This is a genomic window from Bradyrhizobium sp. dw_411 (genome assembly GCF_018449695.1).
Taxonomy (GTDB): Bacteria; Pseudomonadota; Alphaproteobacteria; order Rhizobiales; family Xanthobacteraceae; genus Bradyrhizobium.
In genome coordinates, this window is sequence record NZ_JAAVUY010000008.1 from 210,825 (window position 1) to 233,071 (window position 22,247).

Consider the following 22,247-nt stretch of genomic DNA (forward strand, 5'->3'; position numbering starts at 1 on the left):
TGCTTAATCCCGCGAGGTGTCGTAGGTTTTCTGAACGACGCCTTTGCCTCCCTCGTTTTTCGTCACGAACATCAGCGTATGGGCCTGATGGTTGGCGTCGAATTTCACCATCCCGATCGGACTTTCCCAATCGAGGCTCTCAAGTGCGGTCTTGATCTTCTCTTGACCGGCGTCACCCGCCTTTGCCACGGCCTCAAGAATGGCGGTCATTTCCACATAACCCGACAAAGCGTAGAGGCCGGGGTATGCCCCCTTCGATTTTTGCCATGCGCCGATGAAATCCTGCGCGCCTGGATAATCCACGCCCGAGCCCCAGATCTCCGCGTTGTACACGCCGTCGGCATCCGCGCCGGCCATATTGAAAAACTCAGGCGTGTTGAACGATCCAACACCCAGGACCGGCAGATCCAGGCCGAGCTGTTTGTATTGTTTCATGATCAGCGCGCCGTCCTGAGCTTCTCCGACCAGAAAAATGCCATCCGCTCCCGCACTCTTCACAGAGTTGAGCATCGAAATGTAATTGACCTCTCCATGCTTGAAGTATCGAACGAGCACGAATTCGGTGCCCAATTGCTTGAGGACCGGGGTAAAGGATGTGACTGCGGATCGCCCGAAATCATCGTCTACGGCGAGCGCGACGAGCTTTTTCAGATGCAGGCCTTCGCCGATGAACTTTGCATAATAATTGGCTCTCAACCCGTTGTGGATTTTCGTGCGGAAGAACCATGGACGCACCGGATTCGTCAGAGACGGATCTGCGGAGATTCCGTTGACGAATGACACCCCGTATTTTTCGGAGATCGGCTGCACCGATTTCGTTGCGGAACTGCAGAACGCGCCTGCAAGCGCCACAACCTTGTTCTGTGTGATCAGCTTCTCGGCGGCAGCCGTTGATGAGGCTGGCTTGCATTCCCCGTCCTCGACAAAAAGCTGCACTCTTTTGCCGCCCAATCGCCCGGCCTTGTTGAACTGGTCAACGGCGAATTGTGCGCCGGCGACCTCTTGCTGACCGTCCAGGGCGACGGACCCTGATGTTGGCGCAACCAGGCCAATTGGGATTATTTCTTCTGCCGCAGCGGGCGCGATACTCAGCAGGACTGCAAGCGAAGCGAGCTTAAACAATGTGTTTTTCACGTTCATCGTTTATTTCTCCTGGTACTGCCGATTATCTGAAAGCAATCTTCCTGGCTGGATGATCCAAATTCGCAAACACCGCTTCCCGTGGCCAGGTCTCGCCAATTCGCGACGCCGCGCGCTGAAGCATGGCGTGCAACTCGGTTATGCGATCGAACGGAAAGCGAAATGTCGGAGCGGCGATAGCAAGCGATCCGAGAGCCTCCGGACTGGCGGAAATTCGAACAGGAACCGCAATGCCCGACATCTGCTCCATAAGCTCTTCGCGCTGAGTTGCGAAACCCGCAGCCCTCGCTTCCTCGATCTCCTGTTCGAGAACGGAGATATCCGTGATGGTCTGCGTTGTGAGTTTGACGAGTTCAACACCGCCGAGAACTCGCAGAAGTCTCTCGCGGGACAATCCACTCAACCATGCCTTGCCTGTTGAACTCGCATGAAGCGCAATTTGCTGCCCCAGAAGGGACTCAACGCGAATGCGATTGGCGCCTTCCGCTTTGGCGATAACGTAAAGGCGATCGTTATCAGCGGCCGCAAGCTGCGCGAGCTCTCCAGTAGCGTCGGAAAGGTCGTTGAGAACAGGTTGAATGAGTTCGGGGAAACCCAGCCTGTCCATATGCCGGTTTGCAAGCGAAACCGTCTGAAGCGAAAGATGATATCGCTCGGTCCCGGCGTCCTGAAGGACGTGGCCCGTGCTTTCCAACGTGATGAGTACCCGAGCAATCGAACCTTTGTTCAAGCCGGTCAGCGCGCTGAGATCGCTGACAGACATGCCCGCGGGGCGATCTGCCAAAGCCTCCAGCACTGCCATCGCGTGAATGATGGAACTTACGAGCATTTTTGCAACCCAGTTGCAATTCGCAACCTTGTTGCAGTAACCGCTACAGGTGCCTCCGTCAAGAGTGTGCGCTGATGAATGCCTATCCAGCGGAGTTCGTCACCGGCTGGCGATCGCGAAAGCTGGCCACAGGTGTCTTGCCGCCGAATTCTGCAACGCGCGTTTCTTGACCAGCGAATTCTCGGGCTTGTCCTGGCCGCCGTCTTCCGGCCGTCGGGGGATCAGGACCCCGGTTTGACTGCAAACGTCACAGACGCGCACCAAATCGAAATACGATTGAGCGATTTCCAAAATACGCGTGAAAAGACCAAGCAACATATCAAAGACCTCAGAGTCCCGTCGCAAAGGTGCTCTCACAATACTAAGAAATGTTACCGCTGCAATCTGCGGATTAAAACCAACGCGAACGACCATTCGGAAAAAAGCAGTCGAGCCGCGTAGCTGCCCAAGAGTGGTAGCTGCCCAGGAGTGAAAGTGAATCGGCGAAACTAAAACTGCATTCCGAGCGACGGCTTTGACAATGAGAGCACATCAATAGCCGAAACTTCTTTCGGCACTGCCACGCGGCGAGAGACCAAGTTCTCGCCGATACAGAGCTTACAGCGAGGGTGGCGTATTGACCCAGACGACTTCCGTGACCGTCGATCCCGGATTCAAAAAGCTATGAAGCGAGGCCGAGGAAAAGAAAAAAGAGTCGCCCTCACTGAGCTGATAGGAAACTCCGGAAACAGTCAGCAGCAGTTGGCCGCTTTTGACAAAACCGACCTCCTCTCCCTCATGTTGCAGGTTTCCGTCGCTGCCCGCGCCCGGCTGAAGCCGGACCAGAAACGCTTGCAGCATTGAACTCGATCCGAAGGGAATCATCACTTCGGCTTCGGTGCCGCCGGACGACACGCTTCCAGCATCTGCCGCCGGAATGATCTGACGCTCGTTCTTCCGGATAACCACTTGTCCGTCCGTCGACCGATCCTGCAAAAGTGTGGCGACAGATGTCCCGAGCGCCTTGGCGATGCGATGCAGCGTGTTGAGCGACGGCGCGGTTTTGTTGTTCTCGATCTTCGAGATCATGCTCTCGGAACAATTGGACAGATCGGCAACATCCTTCAGCCGCAGCCCTTTGACCAGCCGGGCATGTCTTAATTGAACGCCCATCGAGACGTTGGTCTCCAACGCGTCGGTGCCAGTGCTCGGCGAAACATTGCTCAGATTCAAAGGCATAGGATCCGCTTTTGCATGCAAATGGCCCGTTGGGGACAGCACGCGCCGAATAACCTGTTTAAGTTGAAATATCCAGTCCGCGATGCAAGTGCTTGAATTATACGCAATCTGCTGCGACGCGTGATGGCATATTATGCAATTTACCCGACCTTTTGCTCATTCAAGTTCTTGACTATTAGGAAATTTAACTGAACATTTGCCCCGACGCCAAGACCGGGGAGAGAGTTCAATGACCATCCGCAACGGTAGAGATTATCTGGCAGCGCTCGGCGATAGCCGGAGCATCTATTTTGAGGGCCAGCGGATCGACGACGTTCGAACCCACCCGGCCTTTGCAAAGGCCACCGCATCGTTCGCCAAGCTGTATGACTTCCAGGCGAGCCCGGGCAATCTGGAACTCATGTCGTTCGACGTCGGCAATGGCCGTCGCGCCAACCGCGCCTGGCAGATGCCCCGCAGCTACGACGATCTGGTCAAGCGCCGTGCGGCGCTGGAGGCTTGGTCGGAACTTAATTTCGGCATGCTGGGCCGCTCACCGGATCATGTCGCGTCCACCATCACAGGCATGGCGATGGGCGTCGATGTATTCGAACGCTTCAGCGCCAAGAGCGCCAAGGCAGTGCGCGATTACTACCACTATGCGCGCGAACATGACCTGTTCATCAGCTACGTGCTGCAAAGTCCAACGATCGACCGCACCAAGCGCGCGGACCAGCAATCCGCGCTGGATATCGCCTGCGCTGTCGTCGACGAAGACTCCTCGGGCATAACCGTCCGGGGAGCGAAGACGCTGGGCACTTCCGCGGTCATGTCCGATGAAATTTTCGTCGGCGCGATCGCGCCGCTCGCCAAGGAAGAAGAGAATTTTGCCGTCAGCTTCGCGATTCCGCTTGCGACCAAGGGCGTTCAGCTCTTGTCGCGTAAATCGTATGAAGCTGAAGCGCGCAGCGAATTCGATTATCCGTTGTCGACGCGCTACGACGAAAACGACGCGGTGGTTTATTTTCACGACGTGAAGATTCCCTGGGACCGCGTCTTCGTCAGCCGGAATATCGCCGCGGCGCGTGCCCAATGGCATGAAACGCCAACCCATGTATTCCAGAACTACCAATCCCAGGTGCGCCTGATGGTGAAGATGCGCTTCCTGGCCGGGATCGCGCGCCGGATTACCGAAACGCTTGGAACGTTCGACATGCCTCCGGTCAAGTCGAAGCTCGGCTATATCTCCGCCCACGCCACCATGGTCGAATCGATGGTCAACGGCATGGAAGCCGCCGGCCGCTGGCACGGCGACTATTACATTCCCTGCCGCGAACATCTCTACGCGGCGCAGGTTTTGACCCAGGAGATGTATCCAAAGATCATCAGCGCCATCCGCGAACTCGCCGGCGGCGCGGTGATCATGCTGCCGTCCTCGATCGAGGATTTCGCGAATCCGGAGCTGACGAAAATCATTGAATCGACGCAAGGTTCGATGACGCGCAGCGCCGAGGAACGCGTCAAGATATTTCGCCTGGTCTGGGATGCAACCGGTTCGGAATTCGCATCGCGCCATCTTCAGTACGAGATGTTTTATGGCGGCGGCGCTCACATCACTTCGGGACACGCCTTCAGAACGTTCAACTGGGATCGCGCCGTCGGAATGGTCGACAGGCTGGAGCGAACATATGACCTGAAAGGATCAACCGACCCGGAAAATATCGCGGCCGGCCTCTCCCTCGCGAGTTGAGGCGCCGGTTGAGAAATGTGGACCGATTCTTGCTGGAACGATGATGCCTGGCAAGTACGGCGAACCTCTCACGGATGGCTTGGGGCGTTCCGGAAAACAGCAGCGTGGACACGGAATTGACGACAAGGTTGGCGTTCGGGGAATAGAAGCATGCGCGTTCTGATCGTCGGTGCCGGAATTGGCGGATTGACAACCGCTCTCATTCTCCATCGGCTCGGCATCGACGTCACCATAGCGGAAGCCGCATCGGAAATCACCGAGATCGGAACCGGGATCAATTTGCTTCCCCATGGCGCCGGTGTGCTTCACGAATTGGGATTGGGTCCGCAACTCGCCGCCGTCAGTCTTCAGACCCGGGCCATCGAATACAGAACACAATACGGACAATTGATCCTTCGCGATCCCCGCGGCCTTCATGCCGGATCGCCCTGGCCTCAATACTCCATTCACCGCGGCAAACTTCAGGCAGTTGTGCTCGAAAAGGTCAGGCAGACGCTCGCGCCCGACGACATACTTGTCGGACACAGCTTCGAGCGGTTTGAGCAGACCAAAAAAGGCGTAACGGCAACGCTTCTGCGCCGCGCCGACGGACAATATGTTGATTTCGAAGCCGACCTGCTGATCGGGGCAGACGGCATTCATTCTGCCGTATGCCGGCAAATCCACCCGGACGTCGCGCCGCTGAAATTCTCCGGAACGATGATGTGGCGCGGCGTCGTGGAGGCCGAACCGTTTCTCGACGGCGAAACAATGATCGTCGCCGGTCATCACGATACCAAAACGGTCATCTATCCGATCGCAACCAGAGCGGCGAACCAGGAAACCGTGCTTACGAACTGGGTCGCCGAGATCAACATCGGAAAGGACGCCTCCTATCAACAGGAGGACTGGAGCCGGATCGCGAAGCTCGAAGAGTTCGCCCATGCGTTCGAAGGTTTTCGTTTCGGGTTCGTGGATGTGCCGCGATTGATTCACGCCACCAAGCGCATTTTTGTCTATCCGATGGTGGACCGGGACGCGTTGCCTTACTGGAATGACAAGCGCGTCACCCTGCTGGGTGATGCCGCGCATCCGATGTATCCGATCGGCGCCAATGGAGCTTCGCAAGCCATTCTTGATGCGGCCGCGCTCGGCCAGGCACTGGGCGAAGAGCACGATGTGGAAGCCGCACTGGCGCTCTACGAAAAGCGCCGGCTGCCCGTTACCGCCCAGGTCGTTACCAGCAACCGGGGCAAGGGACCGGAAGCCGTTCTCGAATTGGCCCGGCAACGCATTCATGGTCCGAATGACGACGTCGATGCACTGATCTCGCGCGCCGAGATCGACGCAATCACCAGGAACTACCAGAAGGTTGCCGGATTCGATGCGGCAACACTCACCCATCGCGCCCAGTCGGCGCAATGACCGCCGTAAAACAATGGCAGCAGACCATGGCGGTAAGACAATGGCAGTGGGTCGACGTATGAGCCAAACGTCGGCCTCCGAAAAGCGGCTCCCAACTCCGAAGATCGCGAAACTATCCCGCGATCCCACATCAACAGGCGGCTGAGATGGACCAACAAGCGGCGGTAATCGAGGTCGATAGCGTTATCGATAACGGGAAGTGGACATCATTCCAGACGGCGACCGTTCTGATTTGCGGCGTGGTCACATTGGTCGACGGTTTCGACGCCCAATCGATCGGCTTTGTCGCACCGGTTCTGGCGAAAGAATGGGGTGTCACGCCGGCGTCGTTCGGTCCGGTGTTCAGTGCCAGCCTGGTGGGCATGATGACGGGAGCCCTCAGCCTCGGCCCTGTCGCGGACCGTTTCGGACGTAAACTGGCCGCGATACTTGCCGTATCATTCATGGGAGTGTTCACGCTGGCCACGATGGCGAGCACATCCATCGACAATCTTCTGATCATACGTTTTTTAACAGGCGTCGGGCTGGGTGGCGCGCTCCCCAACTGCGTCGCGCTGAGCGGGGAATACGCACCCGCGCGCTGGCGCGCGACGGCTATCGGCGCGATGTTTTGTGGATTCCCATTGGGAGCGATGCTGGGTGGCCTGCTGGCTGCCCGGATCATTCCGGCATTTGGCTGGAAATCGGTGTTCCTGGTCGGCGGCATTGTCCCCCTTATTCTGATTCCGGTCCTTGCGATCCTGTTGCCGGAATCGATCCGGTATTTGGTTGCACGTCAGAAAGAGCCGGCGCGGATCATGACGTTGCTCCGGAAGATCGCACCGGACATTCAGGCCACGGAATCCAGCAGGTTCACGATTCGTGAGAAAACCACCGGCGGCGTTGCCATCGGAGAGCTGTTCTCGCACGGCCGATTACCCGGAACATTGCTGCTTTGGGTTTCGTTTTTCGCGAACCTCCTGCTCTATTACTTCCTCATCAACTGGCTGCCGTTGCTGCTTCAGCAGGCCGGGCTTTCGCTCAGCAACGCGATCCTGCTGACCGCGCTCCTGAACTTCGGCGGCATTATTGGCACCATCGTATTTGCCCGCAGTCTTGACCGAACCGGAAACAGCCGCATTCTCGTCTGGGCCTTCCTCGGCTGCACGATCTTTACGGTCGCGCTCGGCTATGCCGGGGCCAACATTCCCGCGCTGATCGGGTCGGTTTTCGTCGTTGGTTTCTGTACCAATGGAGCGCTCAACAATCTGAGCGCTGTTGCGGCGAACCTTTATCCGACCAATATCCGCGCCACCGGTATCGGCTGGGGGCTCGGCTTCGGACGTATCGGCTCGATCGCTGGTCCGATGATCGGAAGTTGGCTGCTGCTGGCCAAGGTGGATCTCGCTCACCTGTTCTCGATCATCGCACTCCCATCCCTATGTGCCGCGGTAGCGATGTTTTTCCTCAACCGTCGAACATCATCCATATCGACAGCCGGGTCGCCGGGCGTGGAGGCAGCCATTGCCGATATTTGATCGAACAAATCAGGTAGCCGGGCGATTGGACAGCGTATCTACGCCCGCGCAACCGCTTGGTTGTATGCCCCGCATGGCATGGCTTGTGCATCACTTTTGCATCGAGCGCCGCAAGCCTTCAATATGCGTCTAGGCCTGCATGGCCCCGACACCACGCCCGGCTTTTGAATATTTCCAGCAAGGAGATGCACGATGAATTTCCGTCAAATCTTGCCGCGAATGCTGATCGTCCTGGCCGCGTCTGTCGGAATGCTCAGAACCGCACCGGCCGCCGAGAGCGTCAAAATCATGATGGACTGGCAGTTCGGCGGAACGCACGCTCCTTACGTTTTCGCTGAATCCCGAGGCTACTTCAAGGAAGCCGGAATAGACGCGACGATCGATCAGGGCCAGGGCTCGACGAACGTTGCCGTGAGCGTTGCGAGCGGTGCATATCAGTTCGGCCTTCTCGATCTGCCGACATTGATCAAGTTCAACGCGCTGAATCCCGAGACGCCTCTCGTCGCGGTTTATGCGGCCTTTGACGAAACCCCGATTGTGATCGTGACGCCTGTCAGCAAAGGCATCAAGGAGCCGGCGGATCTCGACGGAAAAAAGATTTCGGGCGCTCCCGGCAACGCAGCCAGGGAGATTGCCGGCATACTGCTCCGGCATGCCCATGCCGAAAAGGCCCAGATCAACTGGATGCCGATCCAGGGCAATCTGGTTGGGGCAATGCTGGCAAAGGGTGAGGTGGATGGGCTTGGTGGACAGACGACCTCCCAAATTCCGTCAGCGGTTCAAGCCGGATTCAAGCTCTCGGAACTTCGTGTCATCCGTTATGCGGACTATGCCCCTGACCTGTACGGCCTCGCTTTCGCCGTGACCAAAAAATATGCCGAGAGCAAGCCCGAGATCGTCAAGGCGGTCGTTCGTGCACTCAACCGCGGCACGATAGACGCGATCGCGTCTCCCGATCAGGCCCTGGCTGCCTTTCTCGCCAGATTCCCGATGATGCAGGAAGATACCGAAGCCATGCGCTTGAAGCTCGCGATCGGGCACGCCCTCACGGCGAACACCCGTGCCAATGGGTTGAGTTCGGTATCCATCGACCGTCTGCAAAAGAACATCGATGAGGTCGCTGCGACGTTCCAGATCAGCAATCCTCCGAAGGTCGGCGACCTTTATACCGATCGCTTCCTGCCTCCGAAAGAGGAGCGTCTGCCGAAGGCCGGTGGCTAACGGGATCGTGCGCAGAGCCTTGCGGGAGACGTCCGACAAGCCAATGCCGGTGCGAGCAGTAACAATATGTCAGGACGGGCAGCTTCGGTGACTGGTCTCAAACTTCCGCACCATCATCGCTACGATTATCATCCGATCGATCGTCGGCAGGACTATTCGTGGCCCGGCGGAAAGCGCCTGGCTTTCTACATCGCTTTCAACATCGAACATTTTGCCTTTGGTGCGGGCCTGGGGCTCGATCCGCAACACACCGATGGACGGCAGACGCACCGGAACTGGGCCTGGCGCGATTATGGCAACCGTGTCGGCATCTGGAATTTGCTCGATGTCCTGGAGGAGCTTGGACTTCCGGCGACGATGCTGATGAACAGCACGGTCTGCGATCACTATCCCGAACTGATTGAAAAAATGATCGGCCGCGGCGACGATATTCTCGGCCATGGCCGCACCGGCGGCGAGGTATTGAGTTCGTTTTGGGAATCGGACGAAGCGCGCATCATCCAGGAGACGACGGACTCGCTCGCCGCAAGTTTCGGCGCGGCTCCGACCGGCTGGATGGGCCCTGGCTGCAACGAATCGCGCGTGACGCCGGATCTTCTGAAAGAGGCGGGATACGAATATCTGCTGGATTGGCCGATGGACGATCAGCCGGTGTGGATGCGAACCAGATCGGGACAAATTCTCTCGGTTCCCTATCCAATGGAATTGAACGACGCCGGCTCCCTTGCCATCCGCGACCACACCGGGCGCGAATTCGGCGATATGATCGTCGATCAGTTCGAGGAGTTGTTGCAAGGATCGGCAAAACGTCCGCTGGTCTTTGCCCTGTCGCTGCACGCGTTTATCGTCGGTCAGCCTTTCCGGTTGAAGCCGTTGCGAGAGGCGCTGCGTCACTGTGTCAATCACCCCGAAGCCGGTTCGGTCTGGTTTACGACGGCCGGCGCGATCGCCAAGCACTGTTTTGACCTGCCCGCCGGCACTATCGCCGGCGATTCCCGCAGGCACGAACCAACGAACGAATAGTCACGGCGCCCGGCAAAGTGCAGGGTTGACGACGGTTGGAAACGTCGCCGCGATCTGGAGATGTAAACGATGTCGGCCTTTGTGTCGGTCAACGGTGTGTCCTTGCAATATGGCGGTGCGGAGGGGACGCTTGCCTTGCAAGATACGACATTCAGCGTGGCCCAGGGTGAGTTCGTATCGGTGGTGGGTCCGTCGGGGTGTGGAAAGTCCACCTTGATGAAAGTCCTGAGCGGTCTATGGCCAGTGAGTGCGGGGCATGCCGTCGTCAATGGGCGCGAGGTAACAAAGCCGCTCGACTTCGTCGGCATGGCCTTTCAGAATCCCAATCTGCTGCCTTGGCGAACGGTTCTCGATAATCTCATGTTGCCCTTTGAGATCGTCGAACAACACCGAAACAAGCTCAGAAGGCAACGCGCCGCCTATGAACAGAAGGCTTTGGACTTGCTGTCGCTGGTCGGATTGGCGGGCTCCGAGCGCAGAATGCCCTGGCAGTTGTCGGGAGGAATGCAGCAACGCGTTCAGCTCTGCCGGGCCATTATCCATGACCCGCTTCTCCTTATGCTGGACGAACCGTTTGGCGCACTGGATATGTTCACCCGGGAAGAGCTTTGGCTCGTTCTTCAAGATCTATGGATAGAGCGTAAGCCGACAGTCATCCTGGTGACGCACGATCTGCGTGAGGCCGCTTTCCTGTCGGACCGCGTCGTCGTCATGAGTTCAAGGCCCGGCCGGATTATCGCGGAATGCACTGTCGATGTGCCCAGACCGCGGCGCACCGAGCAAATCTACGAGCCGACCATCAGCGAAATTGTGCTGAAGCTTCGCGCACAGATAGGCGCCGCGCGCCATACCTCATCGGGGCGCCCGGAAAATCGCCAAATCGCCGGGCCAGCAAGCGCATGACCAACAAAGCCAGACGTGGGATCGGCCGCAGGTTGCTGCCGTGGATCGTGATTGCGGCCATATTCGCAATATGGGAACTCGTGGTTCGTAGTTTCGGCATTCCACAGTTTGTGTTGCCTGCGCCCAGCGCTATTTTTGCCGCCGGCTGGAAATTCAGGGTCGGAATCCTCGACAACTCGTTGCAGACATTGATGACCACTCTCATCGGTTTCGCACTTGCCGTCGCATTCGGATTGATCGCCGGAATTATGATCGGTTCATCGTCGCTGGTCTACGAAGCCTTTTACCCGGCGTTGATCGGGTTTAACGCTATTCCGAAAGTTGCGATCGTCCCGCTTCTCGTGATCTGGTTCGGCATCGGTACCGTACCGGCCGTTCTAACGGCGTTTTTGATCTCGTTCTTTCCTATTCTGGTAAATGTCGCCACCGGCATTGCGACGACGGAGCCGGAACTGAGGGACGTTCTCAGGGCTCTCGGCGCCTCACCGGCGCAAATCGTCCGCAAAGTGGGTTTGCCCCGCGCCATGCCGTATTTCTTTGCCTCGCTAAAAATCGCGATGCCCGTGGCCTTTGTCGGTTCGATCCTTGCGGAAACTGTCGCGGCCAATAAAGGCATCGGCAGCTTGATGCTGGTTGCGACGGCCCGCTTCGATGTCGCACTTGCCTTCGCCGCACTCCTGGTAACGGGATTGATGGGAATGGCGCTCTACTGGATCGCCAACCTGTTGGAGAGACGTGTAACAGGCTGGAGCATCAGAGGCGCGTCGGACGCCGTTGTACTTCATCCGCAGGGTTGACAGGTCTGAAATGCCGCGGCTTCGGACCCGGGGTCACATACGCAAGAGGTGAAAAATGAGCGAAGCCATCGCTGTCGTTGGGCTCGGGATCATGGGTGGAGCGATTGCCAACAACCTGAAATTGGCAGGAAGGTCGGTCCGGGGGTTTGATATCGATCCGGCCGCGCGACAGCGCGCCACGGAAAATGGAATCGAAGTGACGGATAGTATCCGGTCGCTCGCGACGGGATCATCGATCATACTGACAAGCCTTCCCAGTTTCGGCGCCGCCCGGACCGTCGTTGGCGAGATCGTTGACGCGGTCAGTCCAGGCTGCGCCATCGTTGAACTCTCAACCTTCTCGTTGGCCGAAAAAACGCTCCTGCGCGATGAAGCCACCAAAGCCGGTTCTATCTTGATTGATTGTCCGCTTAGCGGCACCGGCGCCCAGGCCAAGACCCGGGATCTCGTCGTCTATGCCAGCGGCGATGACGCCACGGTTGATCGATGTAAGCCAGTGTTTGGTGAATTTGCGAAGAAGTTCTTCCACCTCGGCGCGTTCGGTAATGGAACAAAGCTGAAATTCATCGCGAACCATCTCGTCGCGATCCACAATGTGGCTTCCGCAGAGGCGATGGTACTGGCCATGAAAGCCGGACTCGACCTCAACCAGGTGGTAGAAGTGGTCGGTGCAGGAGCAGGCTCCTCGCGCGTTTTCGAAATGCGCGCGCCGCTGATGGCTCGAAATGAATACGAGCCCCCAACCATGCAGGTTGAAACGTGGTTCAAGGATATGGATGTGATCACGGCATTCGCCCGCACTCTGAAAGCGCCGACCCCACTGTTCGACTCCACGCATGCGTTTTATGCCGCTGCAAGCTCGATGGGATATGGCGAAGTTGACACGGCGTCGGTTTGTGCCGTGCTCGAACGCATGGCGGGCATCGTTCGACCTTCGTCCGCGACCTCGGCAAAATCTTCTTCGAAGTGTTAGCCAGCGCACCGGCTTTCGTCAGATGAACCAGGACCGGTCGCGATTTCGACTTCCTGCTCCTGCCGGCGATCGAGAAGGACGGCAAGGGCACGGAGCGGCTGCTATGCGCGGCTTCCAGCTTGCTAACTACTTGAAAGGCTTGGTGGGCGCACCAGGGCTCGAACCTGGGACCCGATGATTAAGAGTCATCTGCTCTACCAACTGAGCTATGCGCCCGGAACTTGCCCGGAAAAGCCTTCGCAAGAGGGCGTCGTTTAGCAAAGCGATTTGGCGATGTCCAGCAAACCGACAGGGTTTTCCCGGCCCTCGATACAGGGCCTAAATATCGAGAAAGCCGCCGGAATCCGGCGGCTTTCTGCAAGATTTTGAGGGGACCGGCAGGCCCCGCCAACAAAGGCTGGGCCTAAAGCCGCTCGGGTCCGCCCCGGCCCCCGTCCCGGCCGCCGCCGAAGCCGCGATCGGAGCCGCGATCACCATGGCCAAAGCCACGATCGCCGTCCTCGCCGCCGCGATCCATGCCGCGCTGCCGCCAGCCCTCATGATGGCCTCCCCGATGGGTCAGGAAGGCGAGCCGGCGCTTCTGGCCCTCATCGAGGGTCTTGTAGAGGGGATCGGCCGCATCCGCGATCTTCTTCATCGCGGCCGCCGTCGCCGCCATATTGTCGGCGCGCAGGCGCAGGCGCGCCACCGGATCATCCGGCTTCTGCGGATCATCCGGCTTGGCGTTCATCCGCGCATTGGCGCGGTCGATCCGCAGCTTGGCGAAATCCCGCGCCGCGCTCTCGACCGCCGGCCACAGCTTTTCCTGATCCGCCGTCAGCTTCAGCCCGGCATGAATCGCCGCGATCCGCGCATCGGCAAACGCCGCCCGGTCCTCGGGGCTCACATGCATGTGCTCATGAAACCACTGACGGTTCTGGGCATAAGCCACGGTTGAACCGGCAATGGCGAGCGCCGCGATGCCGGCCAGAAAAAACTTCTTCATAACAACCTCCCTTGGGTGACGGCCCGAAGATGAGCGCAGCCACTCCGGCAATCAACTTACAGTTTGGCAACAGAGCCTGATTTTACCAAGATGTAATCGGTTAAAATGCTTCCAAATATTTCAAATCATAGCAACGCCAGATTTGGCATCAGATCATCCCGAGCAATCGCGGCAGCCACAGCGAAATTTCGGGGATGTAGGTGATGAGTCCGAGAAACACCAGCATCGCGCACAGCCATGGCAGCACCGCCACGGTGATTTCGCTGATGCCCATCTTGGCGATGCCGCTGGCGATATAGAGATTGAGGCCGACCGGCGGATGGCACAGCCCCACTTCGGTATTCACGATCATCAATACGCCGAGATGAACCGGGTTGACGCCGATCTTGGTCGCGAGCGGAAAAAGAATCGGCGCCATGATCAACAGGATCGACGAGGGATCCATCACGTTGCCGGCCAGCAGCAGCAACACGTTGACCACCAGCAGGAACGCCCACAGGCTGAAATTCTTGTCGATAATCCAGGCCGCCATCTCCTGCGGGATCTGTTCGTGCGTCATCAGGAACGAGAACAGGACCGCGTTGGTGATGATGTACAGCAGCATCGAGCTCATGCTCGCGGCCTGCAGCAACACCTTGCCGACCTCGCGCAGCTTCAATTCCTTGTAGACGAACACCGTGATGAAGAAGGCGTAGACCGCGGCGACCGCAGCGGCCTCGGTCGGCGTGAAGATGCCGCCATAGATGCCGCCGAGCACGATCCCGATCAGCAGCAGACCCCACATGCTCTCGCGAAACGCGGTCCATTGCTGCATCAGGCTTGCACGCGGCATCCGCGGATAGCCGTTGCGCCAGGCGATGAACCAGGTCACGGCGGCGAGCATCAGCGCCAGCATGATGCCGGGCACGATGCCGGCCATGAACAGCGCGCCGATCGAGGTATTGGTCGACACGCCGTACAGAACCAGAATGATCGAGGGTGGCACCAGGATGCCGAGCGCACCTGAGGTCGAGATCACGCCGACGCCGAACCGCTTGGGATAACCATGCTCGACCATCGCCGGCATCATGATCGAGCCGATCGCCACCACCGTGGCGACGCTGGAGCCGGAAATCGCCGCGAACATCGCGCAGGCCGCGACGCCGGCGAGCCCAAGCCCGCCCGGCAGATGGCCGACCAGCGAGGTGGTAAAGGCGATCATGCGCCGCGCCACGCCGCCACGGGTCAGGAAGGTGCCGGCCAGAATAAAGAACGGAATCGCCATGATGCCGAAATTGTCGAGGCCGGAGAACAGTTTCAGGCCGACGCTTTCGATCGGCACTTCCGTCATCGTGAACAGGAAGGTCAGCACCGTGAGGCCGAGCGAAATCGAGATCGGCATGCCCGTCAGCATCAGGGCGAACAGCAGTCCGAAAATAAGCGCGGCGCTCATTACGCTTCTCCCAGCGCGACCGGCGCCTTGGGGCTGACCTCGATGCCATCGACATTGGTCGCGTCATGGTGCGGCAGATCGCCGGTTTTCAGGAAGTGCCAGGACACCTGCAGGAAGCGGAAGCACATCAGATACGAGCCGAGCGGGATGCAGGCATAGACGATCCAGCTTGGCAGTTCGAGATCGGGCGAAACCTGATCGGTGTTCATCAATTCGTAAACGAATTTCGCACCCATGGTGCCGACGATCGCGGTGAACAGCGCGCCGCCGAGCAGGCCGAACAGGATGACGCCCTTCTGCCATTCCGGATTGAGCCGCTTGATCAGCACGTCGACGCCGACATGGATGCCGGTGCGCACGCCGTAAGCCGCGCCGAACTTCGCCATCCAGATGAACATGTAGATGCACAGCTCCTGCGCCCAGGAGATGTGGATGCCTATCAGATAGGGATACAGCAACGGCACGCCGGTGCCGAACCGGTGTACCACCGACAGAAAGATCAGAAGCGTCGCCGCCGCCATCAGCGAACTGATCAGAATTTCCTCGAGCCTATCAAGGATACGAAGCATCCCACCCCCACATGCGCCCCAACCCCGGCGCGTCGTCATTATTCAATATTCACTTACAAAAACGAGCTCTCGCGTTTTATCGCGAGAGCTCGCCGGTATTTTTCCTCAGTGGGTGACGCCACCGGTTTCCTTGATGAATTCATCGATCAGGGGCTGGCCGACCCGGGTCGCAACGTCCTTGTAGACCGGATCCATCGCTTCACGCATCGCCTTGTCCTGCTCCGGCGTCAGCTTGATGATCTCGGTCTTGCCGGTCTTGATGATCTCCGCCAGCGCGTCGTCGTTTTCCTTGGCCGACTGGTTGTTGCCGTAGGCGGTGGCTTCCTTCATCGCCTTTTCAAGCTGCTCGCGAATATCGGCGGGCAGACCGTCCCAGAACTTCTTGTTCACGACCACGACATAGCCGATGTAGCCATGGTTGGTCATGGTCATGTACTTCTGCACCTCGTGCATCTTCTGGGAATAGACGTTGGAGGTGGTGTTCTCCTGGCCGTCGACCACGCCGGTCTGCAGCGCCTGATAGACCTCGCCGAACGCCATCACCTGCGGGATCGCGCCGAGCGAGCGGAATTGCGCTTCCAGCACCTTCGACGACTGGATGCGGAATTTCACACCCTTGTAGTCGGCGGGCGCGATCAGCTTCTTGTTGGCGGTCATTTCCTTGAAGCCATTGTCCCAGTAAGCCAGACCGGTCATGCCCTTGGGATCGAGCTTCTTCAGGAGTCTCGCGCCGAGCGGTCCGTCGGTGACTTTGCGCAAGGTGGCGAGATCGGGAAGGATGTAGGGAAGATCGAACACCTCGAATTCCCGCACGCCGATCGGGCCGAACTTGGAATTCGAGGGCGCCAGCATCTGGACCGCGCCGAGCTGCAACGCTTCCAGCTCTTCCTTGTCCTTGTAGAGCGTCGAGTTCGGATAGACTTCGACCTTGACCTTGCCGGCGGTGTATTTCTCGGCGAGCTCCTTGAATTTCTCGGCCGCCGCGCCCTTGGGCGTGTTCGATGCCACGACGTGGCTGAATTTGATGATGATCGGCGCTTGCGCCGAGGCCGGCCCGGCCAAAACCGCTACCCCAACCAATGCCGCGACCGATGCCGCCGCCAAGATCAATTTACGCATGTATCCCCTCCCGCTGCCTTTTTACGGAGCGCGCGCCGTGCGCGGCTCCGGAAGCCTTGTATGCCAGCCGAACGTATAGAGAGAAGCCCGGCGAAAGGCCATTGCCCGTTAGCAGGGGGCGTTTGGAAAGGGTCTTTGGGCGAAAATTGCTGCAGTGCGAAAACGCGGACGCACCTTCTTGTTTTCCTCAGCCGTCATTCCGGGGCGCGCGTTAGCGCGAACCCGGAATCTCGAGATTCCGGGTTCGATGCTTCGCATCGCCCCGGAATGACATCAGTGGATGCTCAGCTCGCCGCCGCGGCCGGCACGTCCCGCTGGCGCTTCATGACGATCTTGTTGAGGGCGCCGAGATAGGCCTTGGCCGAGGCCACCAAGGTATCCGGGTCGGACGCCTTGGAGGTCATCGAGCGGCCCTCATGGGCCAGCCGCACCGACACTTCGGCCTGCGCGTCGGTGCCCTCGGTGACGGCATGGACCTGGTAGAGTTCCAGCTTGGCGTCATGCGGCACCAGCGCCTTGATGCAGTTGAACACCGCATCGACCGGGCCATTGCCTTCGGCTTCCTCGATCTTGATCTGGCCGTCGACATCGAGCTTCATGGTCGCACGCTGCGGTCCATGGGTGCCCGCGATCACGGTCAGCGAGGTCAGCTTGATCCGGTCATGGGCGGCGGCGATCTCCTGATCCACCAGCGCCTCGATATCCTCGTCGTAAATATCCTTCTTGCGGTCGGCCAGTTCCTTCATCCGGTCGAACGCATCCTGCATCTGGTTGGCGCCGAGCTTGTAGCCCATCTCCTCCAGCTTATGGATAAACGCGTGACGTCCGGAATGCTTGCCGAGCACCAGCGAGGACTTCTTCAGGCCGACCATCTCCGGCCGCATGATCTCATAGGTCGAGGCATCCTTGAGCACGCCGTCCTGATGGATACCGCTTTCATGGGCGAAGGCGTTCCGGCCGACGATCGCCTTGTTGTACTGCACCGGGAACGAGGTCGCCGCCGAGACCAGCTTGGAGGCCCGGGTCAGCATCGTGGTGTCGATCTTGTTCCAGTACGGAAACCTGTCGTTGCGGATATTGATCGCCATCACGACTTCCTCGAGCGCGGCATTGCCTGCCCGCTCGCCAATGCCGTTAACGGTACATTCGATCTGCCGCGCGCCGCCGGCGAGGCCGGCCAGCGAATTCGCCACCGCCATGCCGAGATCGTTATGGCAATGGACTGAAAATACCGCCTTGTCGGAGTTCGGCACCCGCTCGATCAGCGTGCGCATGAAATGCGTGTATTCCTCCGGCACGGTATAGCCGACGGTGTCGGGGATGTTCACCGTGGTGGCGCCGGCCTTGATCACGGCCTCGACCACGCGGCACAGGAACTCCATTTCGCTGCGGGTGCCGTCCTCGGCCGACCATTCGACATCGTCGATCTGGTTGCGCGCACGGGTGACGTTGGTAACTGAAGTTTCGATCACCTGCTCCGGCGTCATGTTGAGCTTGACGCGCATGTGCAGCGGCGAGGTCGCGATGACAGTGTGGACGCGGCCGCGTTTGGCGAATTTCACGGCTTCCGCGCAGCGGTCGATGTCCTTGGGATGGGCGCGCGCGAGGCCCGCGATGACCGAATTCTTCGAGCGCCGGGCGATCTCGCTGACCGCTTGAAAATCGCCTTCGGAGGTGATGGGAAAGCCGGCTTCGATGATATCGACGCCCATATCGTCGAGCATCTCGGCGACCTCGAGCTTTTCCTCGAAGGTCATGGTGGCGCCGGGGCATTGCTCGCCGTCGCGCAGGGTGGTGTCGAATATAACGACGCGGTCCTTGTCGGACTTGTTCACGGTGGTCATGACGAAAATTCCTTTAAGCAGTGCGCTGTGTTCCGAGCGCTGAAGGGGTCTGGTGATCTCGCGCAACCCCTGAGTGCCCAGGCGCAACCGCCCAGACGGCCCTCAGGGGCCGATAAGAAGCAGAAGCCCGCCAATAAGCAGGGTGGGCATGGACGCAGCCGGAATCGCGGGGGTACGCACGGCACTGGCCGCTCCACCCCGAACTCCATACTTTTCGCTGCGAATCAGCATTGCCAGACCCTTTGAGACCATATCCTGGGGCAAAACCGTTGACGGTTGGTTGCCCGGAGAGGCCTGCCCGACCGTTCTAAACGAGAAAACCAGCCCGCCGCAATGCCAAAAGATAGTCAGCCGGGCTGACCTAATCAGCGCCCAAGAGCCGGACGCTATCCTGCTTTCCCTCCTCCCGCGAAGCGGCGGGGAGGGATCAAGGGTGGGGGGTGGCGCCGCGAATGCCGCTGTCAGCGAATTTGCCGATAGACCCCCCACCCCCGGCCCCTCCCCGCCACGCGCTGACGCGCGCGGAGGGAGGGGAGAAGAAGGACCGTCATTGCGAGCGAAGCGAAGCAATCCATAGCGCAACACATGCCCCAAGATGGATTGCTTCGTCGCTTCGCTCGCAATGACGTTGAGACACACCTCCACACTCCCGCGGCGCGATGCGTCCGAGTGATGCCAGGAATTTTGGCCCTCGAAAGACAGAGGGCGCGGGGAAAGCCGGGTGTCCGATGCACCCGCAGCCGCGCGTGGTGTGGGTAGTAAACACGCGCGTTAGTCACCACGAGTTCACCGGCAACATCCGGCTTTCCCCGCGCAATGGTTTTAACGGCTTATTTCGCGCTCTCCCCGGCGACCGGGCTCTCTTGCCACCGTCGCCCCTGAGAAGCTTGCTTCTCAAGAACTTGACACCAGCGTCGGGGTGTCAGGACCATACGACTTCGCCGTCCGCGCCAAGTGCTCTCGTCAACAGCACCATCCGCGTCCATCGCATCCCGCACCCAACGTCCGTGACGACCGCGAAGCGCCCCTCTTGTGAGGCGGGATGGCGATGGATATAGACTGATTTGCCATTTCTGAAAATCAGAATATTTTCACCAAGGGGGGCTGGACTCTGATTTGGTGGATGCGCGCTTGATTTGCCCGTCGGGTAAAATCCCATCAGGGACCGCCGCGCACTTCGCATATGCACTTTCCGATCCTATATCCCTCTCTTCCAATAGAAGAGAAGGCGACATGACCCGGATTTCGACGACAAACGACGTGATCACCCTGATTAATGTGTTCACGGTTGAGCCTGCGAACCAGCAGCGGCTGGTTGAGCTTCTGATCGAAGCCACCGAGGTTTCGGTGCGTCAGGCGCCGGGCTTCGTTTCAGCCAGCCTGCATCGCAGCATGGATGGCACGAAAGTGACGATGTATGCGCAGTGGCAAAGCATTGAGGCGTATCAGGCGATGCGGGCCGATCCTGCACCGTTGCCGTTTTTACAAGAGGCGCTGACGATCGCGACGTTTGACCCTGGGATATACGAAGTGGTGCGGACGTTCGAGCCTGCGGGCGCGGACTGACGTTTAACCTCACAAAGCCAGTTTCTGCAGTTCGCGGCTCAGCTCATGCAATTGATACGGCTTGCGCAGGATCGGAAACTGCGCGCCGATCTCGGCTGTCGAGGAGCTATATCCCGTGACCAGCAGGATCGGAATTTTGGGGTTCTTCGCGCGGATGGTTTTGGCAAGACCAATGCCGTCCATCTTCCCCGGCATCACGACATCGCTGAACACGATGTCGATGCCGTCCCGTTCCAGCTCCGCCAGCGCTGCCGACGCGTCGGCGGCCCAGCGGACATGGTAGCCGAGCTGTTCGAGCAGGCCGGTGCTCGCAGTGGCCACTTCGGGATTGTCTTCGACCAGCAATACCGTCCCGCTGCCCTTCAATGAGACCTGCTTCTGCTCGGGTGTCAGTTCCGCCGCCGCTTTCGGCAGGCACATGGTTATGGTGGTGCCCTCGCCCAGGATGCTCTTGAGTCCGACGGTGCCTCCGGCCTGATGCGCGAAGCCGTGCACCTGGGACAGGCCAAGACCGGTGCCCTTCCCGACCGCCTTGGTCGTGAAGAACGGATCGAACACCTTCGTGGCGATATCGTCCGGAATTCCGACACCGGTATCCGCCACCGATACGGCGACTTGATCCTTTTCCGGATCATTCCGGGCGCTGATTACCACCGAGCCGCCTTCAGGCATCGCATCGCGCGCATTGATGACGAGGTTCACGAGCGCGGTCTCGAACTCGTTGGGATCGACCACAACGTTCCAGACATCGTCGGCGACGTCGATCATCAATGAGACCGTGCTTCCCAACCCGCTATTGAGGACATCGCGGAGCACGTCGAGCCGCTCCGAGAGTCTGATGGATTGCGGTTGCAGGCTTTGCCGCCGGGCAAAGGTGAGCAATTGGCGGGTCAGCGATGCCGCGCGTTGCGAAGCGCCGTCGATCGATTGTAGCGCCTTCAGTGCCTTTTCGCTCGTGATGTCCTTGCGGATCGCGTGAAGGCTGCCGGAAATGATCATCAGCAGATTGTTGAAATCGTGGGCGACGCCGCCCGTCAACTGGCCGAGCGCATCGAATTTCTGCGATTCGGCGAGCTGGCGTTGCATCGCAAACAGCTTTTCCTGCGCCTCTTTCCGTTCGGTGATGTCGCGGGTGATCTTGGCAAAGCCGATCAGCGCTCCAGTATCGTCGCGAATGGGATCGATGACGACGCTGGCCCAGAAAAACGAACCGTCTTTACGAACACGCCAGCCGTCCTCTTCGTAATGTCCGCTTTCCAGCGCAATTTTCAACGCGCGCGCGGGTTTTCCCGCGGCCTGGTCGAGCGGGGTGTAGAAGCGCGAAAAATGCTGGCCGACGATTTCCGCAGCCGTATAGCCCTTGATGCGCTCGCCACCGACGTTCCAGTTTGAAACGATGCCGTCCGGATCGAGCATGTAAAGCGCGTAATCGGTCACGCCGCCAACCAGCGTCTTGAACTGGCCCTGGCTTTTCGACAGCTCGGCAAGCGCCTTCTGGCGCTCGGTGATATCGCGGGTGATCTTGGCAAAGCCGATCAGCTTGCGCTTCTCGTAGATCGGATCGATGACGACGGAGGCGAAAAACCGCGTGCCGTCCTTGCGAACCCGCCAGCCTTCGGCGAGGAAACGCTTTTCCTTCCGGGCTGTTGCCAGCGCCTTTTGTGGAAGATCGGCGGCCTGGTCCTCGGGCGTATAGAATGTCGAAAAATGCTTCCCGACGATCTCCCGGGCTTTATAACCCTTGATGCGTTCGGCGCCCTTGTTCCAGTTGCTGACGTGGCCCTCCGGGCTCAGCATATAGATGGCGTAGTCGGTGATGCCTTCGACGAGGAGGCGAAAATTACGTTCGCTCTCATACAGAATTCGCTCGTCTTTTTTGCTGCCAGCCATGCGTACTCCCGCGCTACCCAAACTGATCCGGCGCGAAATGGTTCCAAAACGGCGTATTGGTCATAGGGGGTAGCACAAGATCGGGAAA

The 22,247-nt window shown here is 59.0% G+C and carries 18 protein-coding genes and 1 tRNA gene; 9 read left to right on the forward strand and 10 right to left on the reverse strand.

Going from position 1 to position 22,247, the window contains the following annotated elements; all coding sequences use genetic code 11:
* Nucleotides 1-3: 3 nt before the first annotated feature.
* The 3 genes from HB676_RS16005 to HB676_RS16015 form a co-directional block, all read right to left on the reverse strand.
* Complete coding sequence (locus tag HB676_RS16005; protein ID WP_213738793.1) at nucleotides 4-1,140, reverse strand: ABC transporter substrate-binding protein; 1,137 nt, start codon at nucleotides 1,138-1,140, stop codon at nucleotides 4-6.
* A gap of 25 nt (nucleotides 1,141-1,165) precedes the next feature.
* The gene (locus HB676_RS16010; RefSeq protein WP_213738794.1) at nucleotides 1,166-1,942 is read right to left on the reverse strand and encodes an IclR family transcriptional regulator; all 777 of its coding nucleotides are present in this window, start codon (nucleotides 1,940-1,942) and stop codon (nucleotides 1,166-1,168) included.
* 624 nt (nucleotides 1,943-2,566) lie between these two features.
* Complete coding sequence (locus HB676_RS16015) at nucleotides 2,567-3,187, reverse strand: cupin domain-containing protein (RefSeq protein WP_213738795.1); 621 nt, start codon at nucleotides 3,185-3,187, stop codon at nucleotides 2,567-2,569.
* A gap of 229 nt (nucleotides 3,188-3,416) precedes the next feature.
* Between HB676_RS16015 and HB676_RS16020 the strand changes: the two genes are divergently transcribed.
* The 8 genes from HB676_RS16020 to HB676_RS16055 all read left to right on the forward strand — a co-directional run bounded on the left by HB676_RS16020 (nucleotide 3,417) and on the right by HB676_RS16055 (nucleotide 12,754).
* Entirely contained in the window at nucleotides 3,417-4,916 is a 1,500-nt protein-coding gene (locus tag HB676_RS16020) for a 4-hydroxyphenylacetate 3-hydroxylase N-terminal domain-containing protein (protein WP_213738796.1), read from the forward strand.
* A 150-nt stretch (nucleotides 4,917-5,066) separates the two neighbouring features.
* The gene (locus HB676_RS16025; protein ID WP_213738797.1) at nucleotides 5,067-6,320 is read left to right on the forward strand and encodes a flavin-dependent oxidoreductase; all 1,254 of its coding nucleotides are present in this window, start codon (nucleotides 5,067-5,069) and stop codon (nucleotides 6,318-6,320) included.
* Nucleotides 6,321-6,466: 146 nt separating this feature from the next.
* Nucleotides 6,467-7,837, forward strand: coding sequence for an MFS transporter (locus HB676_RS16030; RefSeq protein ID WP_213738798.1), 1,371 nt, complete (start codon nucleotides 6,467-6,469; stop codon nucleotides 7,835-7,837).
* Nucleotides 7,838-8,029: 192 nt separating this feature from the next.
* Nucleotides 8,030-9,058 carry an ABC transporter substrate-binding protein gene (locus HB676_RS16035; RefSeq protein WP_213738799.1) on the forward strand — a complete coding sequence of 343 codons (1,029 nt, stop codon included), beginning with the start codon at nucleotides 8,030-8,032 and terminating at the stop codon, nucleotides 9,056-9,058.
* Nucleotides 9,059-9,145: 87 nt separating this feature from the next.
* On the forward strand, nucleotides 9,146-10,081 hold the full coding sequence (locus HB676_RS16040; RefSeq protein ID WP_346347348.1) for a polysaccharide deacetylase family protein: 936 nt from the start codon (nucleotides 9,146-9,148) through the stop codon (nucleotides 10,079-10,081).
* Nucleotides 10,082-10,150: 69 nt separating this feature from the next.
* The gene (locus HB676_RS16045) at nucleotides 10,151-10,984 is read left to right on the forward strand and encodes an ABC transporter ATP-binding protein (RefSeq protein WP_213738801.1); all 834 of its coding nucleotides are present in this window, start codon (nucleotides 10,151-10,153) and stop codon (nucleotides 10,982-10,984) included.
* Complete coding sequence (locus HB676_RS16050) at nucleotides 10,981-11,781, forward strand: ABC transporter permease (RefSeq protein ID WP_213738802.1); 801 nt, start codon at nucleotides 10,981-10,983, stop codon at nucleotides 11,779-11,781. The genes HB676_RS16045 and HB676_RS16050 overlap by 4 nt, the downstream gene beginning before the upstream one ends.
* Nucleotides 11,782-11,836: 55 nt before the next feature.
* Nucleotides 11,837-12,754 carry an NAD(P)-dependent oxidoreductase gene (locus tag HB676_RS16055; protein ID WP_213738803.1) on the forward strand — a complete coding sequence of 306 codons (918 nt, stop codon included), beginning with the start codon at nucleotides 11,837-11,839 and terminating at the stop codon, nucleotides 12,752-12,754.
* Between the two features lie 140 nt (nucleotides 12,755-12,894).
* Here HB676_RS16055 and HB676_RS16060 read toward each other — a convergent pair.
* The 6 genes from HB676_RS16060 to HB676_RS16085 all read right to left on the reverse strand — a co-directional run bounded on the left by HB676_RS16060 (nucleotide 12,895) and on the right by HB676_RS16085 (nucleotide 18,703).
* Nucleotides 12,895-12,970, reverse strand: a tRNA-Lys gene (locus HB676_RS16060).
* A 187-nt stretch (nucleotides 12,971-13,157) separates the two neighbouring features.
* Nucleotides 13,158-13,739: a Spy/CpxP family protein refolding chaperone gene (locus tag HB676_RS16065; RefSeq protein ID WP_213738804.1), complete on the reverse strand. Its 582-nt coding sequence runs from the start codon at nucleotides 13,737-13,739 to the stop codon at nucleotides 13,158-13,160.
* A 148-nt stretch (nucleotides 13,740-13,887) separates the two neighbouring features.
* A complete protein-coding gene (locus HB676_RS16070; protein ID WP_213738805.1) occupies nucleotides 13,888-15,171 on the reverse strand; it encodes a TRAP transporter large permease subunit in 1,284 nt (427 codons plus the stop codon).
* Entirely contained in the window at nucleotides 15,171-15,740 is a 570-nt protein-coding gene (locus HB676_RS16075) for a TRAP transporter small permease (RefSeq protein ID WP_213738806.1), read from the reverse strand. The genes HB676_RS16070 and HB676_RS16075 overlap by 1 nt, the downstream gene beginning before the upstream one ends.
* A 105-nt stretch (nucleotides 15,741-15,845) precedes the next feature.
* Nucleotides 15,846-16,859, reverse strand: a complete 1,014-nt coding sequence (locus HB676_RS16080) for a TRAP transporter substrate-binding protein (protein WP_213738807.1) — start codon at nucleotides 16,857-16,859, stop codon at nucleotides 15,846-15,848.
* A 284-nt stretch (nucleotides 16,860-17,143) separates the two neighbouring features.
* Nucleotides 17,144-18,703, reverse strand: a complete 1,560-nt coding sequence (locus HB676_RS16085) for a 2-isopropylmalate synthase (protein ID WP_213738808.1) — start codon at nucleotides 18,701-18,703, stop codon at nucleotides 17,144-17,146.
* A gap of 1,233 nt (nucleotides 18,704-19,936) precedes the next feature.
* Here HB676_RS16085 and HB676_RS16090 point away from each other — a divergent pair.
* On the forward strand, nucleotides 19,937-20,269 hold the full coding sequence (locus tag HB676_RS16090; protein WP_218625752.1) for an antibiotic biosynthesis monooxygenase family protein: 333 nt from the start codon (nucleotides 19,937-19,939) through the stop codon (nucleotides 20,267-20,269).
* A gap of 9 nt (nucleotides 20,270-20,278) precedes the next feature.
* On the opposite strand, the gene HB676_RS16095 is transcribed toward HB676_RS16090, so the two are convergent.
* Complete coding sequence (locus HB676_RS16095) at nucleotides 20,279-22,159, reverse strand: PAS domain-containing sensor histidine kinase (RefSeq protein ID WP_213738809.1); 1,881 nt, start codon at nucleotides 22,157-22,159, stop codon at nucleotides 20,279-20,281.
* Nucleotides 22,160-22,247 lie beyond the last annotated feature (88 nt).

Bases quoted from the DNA above. Each gene is read 5' to 3' on its own strand.
- HB676_RS16005 (WP_213738793.1), bottom strand. From the start codon at position 1,140: ATGAACGTGAAAAACACATTGTTTAAGCTCGCTTCGCTTGCAGTCCTG.
- HB676_RS16010 (WP_213738794.1), bottom strand. From the start codon at position 1,942: ATGGCAGTGCTGGAGGCTTTGGCAGATCGCCCCGCGGGCATGTCTGTC.
- HB676_RS16015 (WP_213738795.1), bottom strand. From the start codon at position 3,187: ATGCCTTTGAATCTGAGCAATGTTTCGCCGAGCACTGGCACCGACGCG.
- HB676_RS16020 (WP_213738796.1), top strand. From the start codon at position 3,417: ATGACCATCCGCAACGGTAGAGATTATCTGGCAGCGCTCGGCGATAGC.
- HB676_RS16025 (WP_213738797.1), top strand. From the start codon at position 5,067: ATGCGCGTTCTGATCGTCGGTGCCGGAATTGGCGGATTGACAACCGCT.
- HB676_RS16030 (WP_213738798.1), top strand. From the start codon at position 6,467: ATGGACCAACAAGCGGCGGTAATCGAGGTCGATAGCGTTATCGATAAC.
- HB676_RS16035 (WP_213738799.1), top strand. From the start codon at position 8,030: ATGAATTTCCGTCAAATCTTGCCGCGAATGCTGATCGTCCTGGCCGCG.
- HB676_RS16045 (WP_213738801.1), top strand. From the start codon at position 10,151: ATGTCGGCCTTTGTGTCGGTCAACGGTGTGTCCTTGCAATATGGCGGT.
- HB676_RS16050 (WP_213738802.1), top strand. From the start codon at position 10,981: ATGACCAACAAAGCCAGACGTGGGATCGGCCGCAGGTTGCTGCCGTGG.
- HB676_RS16055 (WP_213738803.1), top strand. From the start codon at position 11,837: ATGAGCGAAGCCATCGCTGTCGTTGGGCTCGGGATCATGGGTGGAGCG.
- HB676_RS16065 (WP_213738804.1), bottom strand. From the start codon at position 13,739: ATGAAGAAGTTTTTTCTGGCCGGCATCGCGGCGCTCGCCATTGCCGGT.
- HB676_RS16070 (WP_213738805.1), bottom strand. From the start codon at position 15,171: ATGAGCGCCGCGCTTATTTTCGGACTGCTGTTCGCCCTGATGCTGACG.
- HB676_RS16075 (WP_213738806.1), bottom strand. From the start codon at position 15,740: ATGCTTCGTATCCTTGATAGGCTCGAGGAAATTCTGATCAGTTCGCTG.
- HB676_RS16080 (WP_213738807.1), bottom strand. From the start codon at position 16,859: ATGCGTAAATTGATCTTGGCGGCGGCATCGGTCGCGGCATTGGTTGGG.
- HB676_RS16085 (WP_213738808.1), bottom strand. From the start codon at position 18,703: ATGACCACCGTGAACAAGTCCGACAAGGACCGCGTCGTTATATTCGAC.
- HB676_RS16090 (WP_218625752.1), top strand. From the start codon at position 19,937: ATGACCCGGATTTCGACGACAAACGACGTGATCACCCTGATTAATGTG.
- HB676_RS16095 (WP_213738809.1), bottom strand. From the start codon at position 22,159: ATGGCTGGCAGCAAAAAAGACGAGCGAATTCTGTATGAGAGCGAACGT.